Annotated in this window: 2 protein-coding genes; one reads left to right on the top strand and one right to left on the bottom strand. The window is 24.1% G+C overall.

All coding sequences use genetic code 4. The annotated features are described in order from the left end of the window. Nucleotides 1–124: 124 nt before the first annotated feature. Nucleotides 125–646, top strand: a complete 522-nt coding sequence (locus D9R21_RS05860; RefSeq protein WP_126821468.1) for a hypothetical protein — start codon at nt 125–127, stop codon at nt 644–646. A gap of 45 nt (nt 647–691) precedes the next feature. On the opposite strand, the gene D9R21_RS05865 is transcribed toward D9R21_RS05860, so the two are convergent. Further along, nucleotides 692–2183 (bottom strand): hypothetical protein (locus tag D9R21_RS05865; protein WP_206609245.1); only part of this gene is annotated, 1492 nt, incomplete at its 5' end.

The raw sequence follows: 2183 nt of genomic DNA on the forward strand, positions 1-2183 counted from the left end.
ATTACTAACAGCAGTGCAAAAATCACTTCTGCTGATGAAACTGTTTATACCGAAAATGTAAAAGTTAATTATAGTGTTTCAATAGATTCACTTAATTGATAGTAATAAAAATGAAAGGATAAATATGAAAAAAAAATTAAGTATTTTAGGAACAAGCACTTTAATAGGAATAAGTACAACAAGTTTAGTTGCTTGTAATACACCACAAAAATATACACCTGAAGAATTAAAAAAACTAAAAGAAGAAAACAAAATAAATACTGCTAATCAAGAAATTAAAGACAATTTAGAATGAATAGCACCGCAAGAAAAACCATTTAATGAGGTTGATGATAAATATTATTATGTAGTATGGCGTGGTGATGAAAAATTAGAGTGAAAAATTACTAAATTTAAAAGTGATAATTTTAAAACTATTGATAAATTCAATGATTTTGAATTGCAGATTTTACCCCCTAAAAACAAAATTATTTGTGGACTATTAATAGGCGAAAAAAAAGACTGGGGATATAAACCAATAAAAAAATGAATGGATGATAAAAATAATAGTCACTTTAAATCGGTATACCGTTGAAATTTAGAAGAAAATAATTTACCTGATTTAGTAATTGATGATAAAAGTAATATAAAAGTTAAGGAGGAATAAAAAAGATATTTAATTGACATTATTATTAAATATCTTTTTTTATTTTTATCTTGGTTTAATTGTAATTTTAATAGGGTTATCACTGTTATTTAACATATTTAATACACCCAAAGCATTTAAATCTATGATTATATCTTTATCATTACCTCAATATTTTCAACGAGTTGTTATTTGTCCTAATAGTTCAGCAAATAATAATTTTACAAATCTAATTTTTAATTTTACATCATTAGTATAATATGCCTGTAAATATGTTTTTTTAATTTTATCATTATAATTATTAGATAGTTTTGTTATTTGTAATAAGAATTTAATTATTACTCTATTTTGATACGTAAAATAAGTACTTGGATAATTTCCACTAGGTAAACCATTAGTAGAAGCAGCAGCGAATGTTTGAACATCATTTACTTTTATATTATCTGTATATAAAATTATTGTATTATCAAAATTAACATTATCTTTTTGTTCCAAACCTGATTTTTGTAAAGTAATATTAGATAATGACCCAAAATTATAATCGCAACTATTATCACCACCTAAAAGATTAATATTTCTATCTTTAATAAAATGTTCTATATTCGGTTTTAAACATCTAACTTGTAAATTATTAAGATTACTTATTTCTATAGTTTTATAAGAACTAATAAATTTATCAATACTTTGAATTGTTGGGTTAATTTGCTTTAAATCAATTTCAATTTCATAATAACCTTCATTAAATTCATCAGAAAATAAATTAACTGGTTCAATTCCTTTTTTACATTGTGCTGGTGCTGTAATTTTAGTTTTTAATGCTTGTCCTGTTTTAGCACCTCAGATATCTTGTGTATAAGTTTTATAGTTATATGGTACTGGTGGGAGAACATATTCAGGGTAATTAAATGTTGGTATTTCATAATCATGCGGGAGTAAGAAACTAGTTTTATAGTTAGTTGTCATATCACGTAAATAATTATTTAATAAACTTTTTGTTTTTCCACGAAAACTTCATACTGATAATCTTAAATAATCTTCTTCATTATTGGTATATGGGTTATCGGCATAAAAGATAATTTCAAAATTACCTTTATATAATGCTTGGATTGAAAACATATCAATAATATAACTACAATTTGTTCCATATGGTGTTTGTAAGAATTCGCAATTATTATCTTTTTCACTATCACTAACTGGTGTTTGAGCATCAATTGCCTTGGTTTGTTCATTAATTAAATAAACTCGATTAGTTTTAGGATTTAATTGTTTTAAATTATATGTTGAATAAACTAATTCTTCTGTTGGTGAACCATTTTTAGTTAAAACAGTACCTTTGCATTTATCAGTTAATAAAGTTGTAAACCCTAAACTAATAGCATTTGCTCCAAAGATAGCACCAACTTTATCATTACCTTGTTCTCTAAATATTTCAAATGGTAAATAACCTTTACCTTTTGATTTTTCAGACCAAAATGCATCATTATAAAAACTATAAACATTAGAACTCATAAAACCATTAAGAAATTGAAAATTAGGTCAAGTTTTTTTATCTTGATTA

Source organism: Spiroplasma endosymbiont of Megaselia nigra (genome assembly GCF_003987485.1).
Taxonomy (GTDB): Bacteria; Bacillota_I; Bacilli_A; order Mycoplasmatales; family Mycoplasmataceae; genus Spiroplasma.